This is a genomic window from Caldisericia bacterium (assembly GCA_030018355.1).
In the GTDB taxonomy this organism is placed as follows: domain Bacteria; phylum Caldisericota; class Caldisericia; order B22-G15; family B22-G15; genus JAAYUH01.
Genome location: JASEFN010000007.1, coordinates 1 through 5,792, shown reverse-complemented (window position 1 = coordinate 5,792; position 5,792 = coordinate 1). Strand labels below are relative to the sequence as shown.

The window sequence follows — 5,792 nt, the reverse complement described above, 5'->3', positions numbered from 1 at the left end:
TAAAGGTATTGGATTAAAAGAAGCTTCACATTTTCTAAGAAACGTTGGTTTAGGTGATAATTTTGCAATTTTAGATAGACATATTTTGAAAAATTTAAAAGAAATTGGTATAATTGATAAAATACCAAAAAATTTATCTAAAAAAATGTATAAAGAAATTGAAGAAAAAATGAGGAGGTTTTCCGATGAAATAAAATTAAATATGAAATATTTAGATTTTATTTTATGGTATAAAGAAACAAGAGAGGTGTTTAAATGAAAGAAAAAGTTAAAAAGAGTGAACTTAAAAATTTATTAATAAAAAAAGGAATTAGTCCATCTGTTCAAAGATTGAAAACTCTTGAATATCTTTATAAAAATAGAACCCATCCATCAGTCGATATGATTTATGATGATTTAAAAAATGAAATTCCAACTCTTTCAAAAACGACAATTTATAATGTTCTTAGAAGATTTGTTAAAGAAGGAATAGTTAAGGAGATAACAATAGAGGGGAGTGAAGTTAGATTTGATATTTATATTGAACCTCATGCTCATTTTAAATGTGAGAAATGTGGAAAAATTTACGATATAAAATATGAAAATCAGGCATTTTATTTAAAAGAGATTGATGGAAATCAAATTAAGAATACAGAAATATTTTTCTACGGAATTTGTAAAGATTGTTTAAATAAATAATTGACAAAAAATTAATTTAAAATTATAATTATTATAAAGTTGAATTTATATAAGGAGGTTTACATGATTAATTTAAACGAATTATTCAAATCAGGTGATTGGAAAGGTGAAAAACATATTCCAGTAATCGAAATTGAAGGCGAATTTAAAAAGGGAGAATTGGTAAAGGTAAATATAACTGTTGGAAAAGAAATTCCTCACCCTAACACAACAGAACATCATATAAGGTGGATTTCTTTATATTTTCATCCCAAAGATGAAAAATTTCCTTATGAAATAGGAAAAGTTGAGTTTTCCTCTCATGGTGAATCAACTCAAGGACCAAACACAAGCACAGTTTATACTGAAGCTCGTGTAACTTTCTTTTTTAAAACTGAAAAAGAAGGAACTCTTATTGCTTTTTCATATTGTAATATACATGGACTATGGACAAATAGTTTAGAACTTAAATTTTAATAAGGAGGTTAAAAATGAAAAAGATGACAGAAAAATTTTTAAATGAAGCATTTGCTGGTGAATCAATGGCTCATATGAAATATGCTATATTTTCTGAAGTTGCAGAAAAAGAGGGATTTAAAAATGTTGCAAGACTTTTTAAAGCAATTTCTTATGCAGAACTTGTTCATGCAAGCAATCACTTAAGAAATCTTGGATTAATAAAAAATACAGTTGATAATTTACAGTCTGGAATTGATGGAGAAACTTATGAAATCGAAGAAATGTATCCAGTGTTTAACAATGCAGCAAAGTTTCAAGGAGAAAAAGGAGCAGAAATTTCAACACATTATGCTCTTGAGGCTGAAAAAATCCACGCAGAATTATATAAAAGTGCAAAAGAAAAAGTTAAAGAAGGAAAAGATATTGAGATAGAAGAAATTTATATTTGTCCAGTGTGTGGATATACACATATAGGTTCTCCACCCGATAAGTGTCCTGTTTGTGGTGTCTCAAAAGATAGATTTCAAAAATTTTAAGGAGGAGTTGTGGATTTAACTGCCCTGTTTAAAATAAATTATGGGTTATATATTATAAGTTCTAAATTTGAAAATAAATTAAATGGACAAATTGCAAATGCTGTAATGCAAGTAACATCAGAACCACCAAAAATTGCTATTTGTCTTAATAAAAATAATCTTACACATGAATTTATAGAAAAAAGCAGAATTTTTACAATTTCAATTCTTTCAAAAGAAACACCACTTACTTTTATAGGTCATTTTGGTTTTAAATCAGGAAGAGATATCGATAAATTTAAAGATGTGAATTTTATAATAGGAGAAAAAACAGGTGCTCCAATTGTAAAAGATTATACTGTTGCTTTTATTGAGTGTAAAGTAATAGAAAAATTTGATGTTGGAACTCACACAATTTTTATTGGTGAAGTTTTAAATTGTGATAAGTTAAGTGAAGATGAACCAATGACATATGCATATTATCATGAAGTAAAAAAGGGTAAGGCAAGTAAAAATGCCCCTACCTTTATAAAAGAAAACAAAAATCAAGGAGGCTAATATGAAAAAATATGAATGTCAAGTATGCGGTTATATTTATGATCCAGAAGTAGGAGATCCAGATGGTGGAATTCCACCTGGGACTCCATTTGAAGAACTACCAGATGATTGGGTTTGTCCAGTTTGTGGAGCAGATAAAAGTAATTTTAGTGAATTAGAGTAATTATAAATTAAAAATAGAAAAAGTTTAAAATTAATACTTAAAAAGAAAAAAATTGGTTTAATAAAAATTTTAGCCAATTAGTTAATTTATTTAATTTTAGGAGGATTGCTTATGAGTATTAGAGAAGTAATTAAAGATATATATTTTGTTGGTTCAATAGATTGGGATAGAAGATTATTTGATGAACTTATACCTCTTCCAGATGGAACAAGTTATAACTCATATTTAATTAAAACAAATGATAAAATTGTTTTAATTGATAGTGTTGATCCAACTAAAAAAATTGAATTAATTAATAATTTAAAGGAATTAAATATAGATAAATTGGATTATATAATTTCTCAACATGCTGAACAAGATCATTCTGGTGCTATTCCTGATATATTAGAAATTTATAATGATGCAAAAGTAATAACAAACGAAAAGGGTAAAGAACTTTTAATGACACATCTTCATATAAGTGAAAATAAATTCCATGTTATTAATGATGGAGAAGTTTTAAAAATAGGAAATAAAACTTTTAAATTTATATTTACTCCCTGGGTTCACTGGCCAGAAACATTTGTGACATATCTTGTAGAAGATAAAATTTTATTTACATGTGATTTCTTTGGTTCACATATAGCAACAAGTTCAATTTTTGTAGATGATCCCTCAAAAGCAGAAGAAAGTGCAAAAAGATATTATGCTGAAATAATGATGCCATTTAGAAATATAATTGTTAAAAATCTTGAAAAAATAAAAAATTTAGATATTAAGATAATTGCACCAAGTCATGGATATGTTTATGATAGACCTGAATTTATTGTTAATCTATATAAAGAGTGGGTTTCTGATAGTGTTAAGAATAAAATAACAATTTTATTTGTTTCAATGCATGGAAGCACAAAAAATATTGTCGATTTTATCACAAAGAAGTTTGTTGAGAGTGGAATAGAAGTAAAAAGATTTAATTTAACAAATTCAGATATCGGTGAAATTGCTATGTCTCTTGTGGATAGTGCATCAGTTATTTTTGCTACTCCAACAGTTTTAACTGGTCCACATCCATTAGCCTTTTATGCTTCGTATATTATGAGTGCTCTAAAACCTAAAACTAAATTTATAGGTATAGTAGGGTCATTTGGATGGGGAGGTCAAACTGTAAATATAATTAAAGAGACTCTTAAAAATTTAAAAGCAGAATATTTAGGAGATGTTTTAATAAAAGGTGATCCTAATATTGAAGATTATGAAAAACTTAATAACTTTGTAAATTCATTCTTAAATAAACATAAAGAGTTAAATCTGTTATGAATTCAAATATATTAAAGAAATTAATAAGAAAATTTAATTCTTTAAGATATCCAGAATGTAAAGCAAAAACTATTAAAAATTGTGAAGATGAACTTATTGTTGAATTTAGTGGTTCTGTTGCTTCATATTCCTGTTGTTTTGATGAACATTTTAATGATTTGAGTTTTTTATTTGAAGATAATAATATAAAATTAAATATAGAAGAAATAAAAAGAAAAAAAGATGATAAATTTATTGTTAAATATAAAATTAAAAAATAATTTTTTAAAAGGAGGTTTAACATGGCATCAGAACATTTACTTGATTTATTAAATCAAGCAATTGCAAGAGAACTGCAGGTTGCAATTCAGTACATGTGGCAACATGTACAGTGGAGAGGAGTTAAGCATTTTGCAATAACCGAAGAGTTTAAAAAAATTGCAATACAGGAAATGAAACACGCTGAAGCGATTGCAGAGAGATTGTTTTATCTTGGTGGAATACCAACAACAAAACCATCACCGATTTTTGTTGGAAATAATTTAAAAGAGATGCTTGAACAAGATAAAAAAGATGAAGAAAATGCAATTACACTTTATAAGGAGATAATAAAAAGCGCTTTAGATGAAGGAGATTTTACTACAAAAAAATTATTTGAAGATATTTTAAAAGACGAAGAAGAACATCACGATACTTTTACATCTCTTTTAGAAGAAATTTGAGAAGTTTAACTCAAGAAGATTTAAAAAAACTAATTGAGTTTCAAAAATTTGAAAAAACAGAACATTTTTTTTATAATTTTTTGGCAAAAAGGGTGAAAGGTCAAAATAGGGGGGTTTTAGAAAAAATAGCAAAAGAAGAGTTGAAGCATCATAATATACTTAAAAAATATACTAACAAAGAGATAAAAGAAAATAAATCTTTCATTTATTTAAACATAATTTTTTCCTATATCCTTGGTTTAACATTTTCAATAAAATTTATGGAAATGGGAGAAAAAAGAGCACAAGAAAATTATGAAACTTTAATTAAAAATTTAGAAGAACCTGATAAAGAAATTTTTTTAAAAATTTTAGAAGAAGAAAATTCTCACGAAAATTATCTAACAAATTTAATAAATGAAGATAAGGTAAATTTTATAGGTTCAATGGTTTTAGGAATTAATGATGCTTTAATTGAACTTACTGGTGCTTTAGCAGGTTTTACTTTTACATTAAGAAATACAAATTTAATTTTTATTGTAGGTTTCATTACAGGCTTTGCTGCTGCTTTATCTATGGCTTCATCTGAATATATGTCAAAAAGGGCAGAAAAAAATGAAAATGCTTTTAAAGCAGCTCTTTACACTGGTTTTACATATCTTTTAACTGTAATTATTTTAATTTATCCCTATTTAATTATAAATAACTACTTTTTTGCTTTTTTATTAACTCTTTTAATGGCTTTATTCATAGTATTTCTTACTTCTTTATTTATTTCAATAGTTAAAGAGTTTTTATTTAAAAAAAGATTTTTTGAAATGCTTTTTTTAAGTTTTGGAATAGCATTAATTTCTTATTTAGTTGGATATCTCTTAAGAGTTATCTTTAAAGTGGAGGTTTAAAATGGAAAATGATGTTATTGATGCTATAAAAAGAGTTAAAGACCCTGAGACACAGGAAAATATTTATAATTTAGGTTTAGTTGTTGGATTCACTATTGATAGAGATTCAATTGATCTATTTATGGATTTTATGTCGAGAACTACTTCATGTTATTTTTGTAAAATAATTGGTTGGGATCTTATTAATAAAATTTCTCTTGAATTAATAAATGAATTAAAAAATCTTGGATTTCAAAAAATAAGATTGATAGATTACATAAATCCCCAAATAGAATATAAAACTTATCCATAAATTTTTATTTTTTCTTAAAAGATTGTATAATATTAAATTGTGAAAAAGGAAAAAAGAAAAACATTTTTAAGAATTCTAATATCTATTTTAATAGTAATTTGTATTATATTCCTTTTTGGATTAATTTATGTTTATAGAATATATAACCAATATGCAGCAACACTTCCTGAGATAAAAGATATTCAATATGAACCTCCACAAAGTTCTGAAATATATGATAGAGAAGGAAATTTAATTAAAGTTGTATTCTTTTCAGAAAATAGAATTTTT

At 25.6% G+C, this 5,792-nt stretch carries 12 protein-coding genes; all 12 read left to right on the top strand.

Features of this window, described 5'->3' with window-relative positions:
* Positions 1-259: DNA lyase (locus QMD25_06765; protein ID MDI6861685.1), on the top strand; the 259-nt coding region annotated here is incomplete at its 5' end.
* Positions 256-678 (top strand): Fur family transcriptional regulator, encoded by a 423-nt coding sequence (locus QMD25_06760; GenBank protein ID MDI6861684.1) that lies wholly within the window; start codon positions 256-258, stop codon positions 676-678. The genes QMD25_06765 and QMD25_06760, both read left to right, overlap by 4 nt.
* Before the next feature lie 63 nt (positions 679-741).
* The gene (locus QMD25_06755; GenBank protein MDI6861683.1) at positions 742-1,134 is read left to right on the top strand and encodes a class II SORL domain-containing protein; all 393 of its coding nucleotides are present in this window, start codon (positions 742-744) and stop codon (positions 1,132-1,134) included.
* A 14-nt stretch (positions 1,135-1,148) separates the two neighbouring features.
* Positions 1,149-1,652, top strand: a complete 504-nt coding sequence (locus QMD25_06750; GenBank protein ID MDI6861682.1) for a rubrerythrin family protein — start codon at positions 1,149-1,151, stop codon at positions 1,650-1,652.
* A gap of 9 nt (positions 1,653-1,661) precedes the next feature.
* A complete protein-coding gene (locus tag QMD25_06745; protein MDI6861681.1) occupies positions 1,662-2,189 on the top strand; it encodes a flavin reductase family protein in 528 nt (175 codons plus the stop codon).
* 1 nt (position 2,190) lies between these two features.
* The gene (locus QMD25_06740) at positions 2,191-2,352 is read left to right on the top strand and encodes a rubredoxin (GenBank protein MDI6861680.1); all 162 of its coding nucleotides are present in this window, start codon (positions 2,191-2,193) and stop codon (positions 2,350-2,352) included.
* A 111-nt stretch (positions 2,353-2,463) separates the two neighbouring features.
* Positions 2,464-3,648: an FprA family A-type flavoprotein gene (locus QMD25_06735; protein ID MDI6861679.1), complete on the top strand. Its 1,185-nt coding sequence runs from the start codon at positions 2,464-2,466 to the stop codon at positions 3,646-3,648.
* The gene (locus tag QMD25_06730; protein MDI6861678.1) at positions 3,645-3,908 is read left to right on the top strand and encodes a hypothetical protein; all 264 of its coding nucleotides are present in this window, start codon (positions 3,645-3,647) and stop codon (positions 3,906-3,908) included. The genes QMD25_06735 and QMD25_06730 overlap by 4 nt, the downstream gene beginning before the upstream one ends.
* Before the next feature lie 21 nt (positions 3,909-3,929).
* Positions 3,930-4,349, top strand: a complete 420-nt coding sequence (locus QMD25_06725; protein MDI6861677.1) for a ferritin-like domain-containing protein — start codon at positions 3,930-3,932, stop codon at positions 4,347-4,349.
* Positions 4,346-5,230 carry a VIT1/CCC1 transporter family protein gene (locus tag QMD25_06720; protein ID MDI6861676.1) on the top strand — a complete coding sequence of 295 codons (885 nt, stop codon included), beginning with the start codon at positions 4,346-4,348 and terminating at the stop codon, positions 5,228-5,230. Before QMD25_06725 ends, QMD25_06720 begins: the two co-directional genes overlap by 4 nt.
* A gap of 1 nt (position 5,231) precedes the next feature.
* Complete coding sequence (locus QMD25_06715) at positions 5,232-5,522, top strand: iron-sulfur cluster assembly protein (protein MDI6861675.1); 291 nt, start codon at positions 5,232-5,234, stop codon at positions 5,520-5,522.
* Between the two features lie 39 nt (positions 5,523-5,561).
* A partial coding sequence (locus QMD25_06710; protein ID MDI6861674.1) for a hypothetical protein occupies positions 5,562-5,792 on the top strand: 231 nt, incomplete at its 3' end.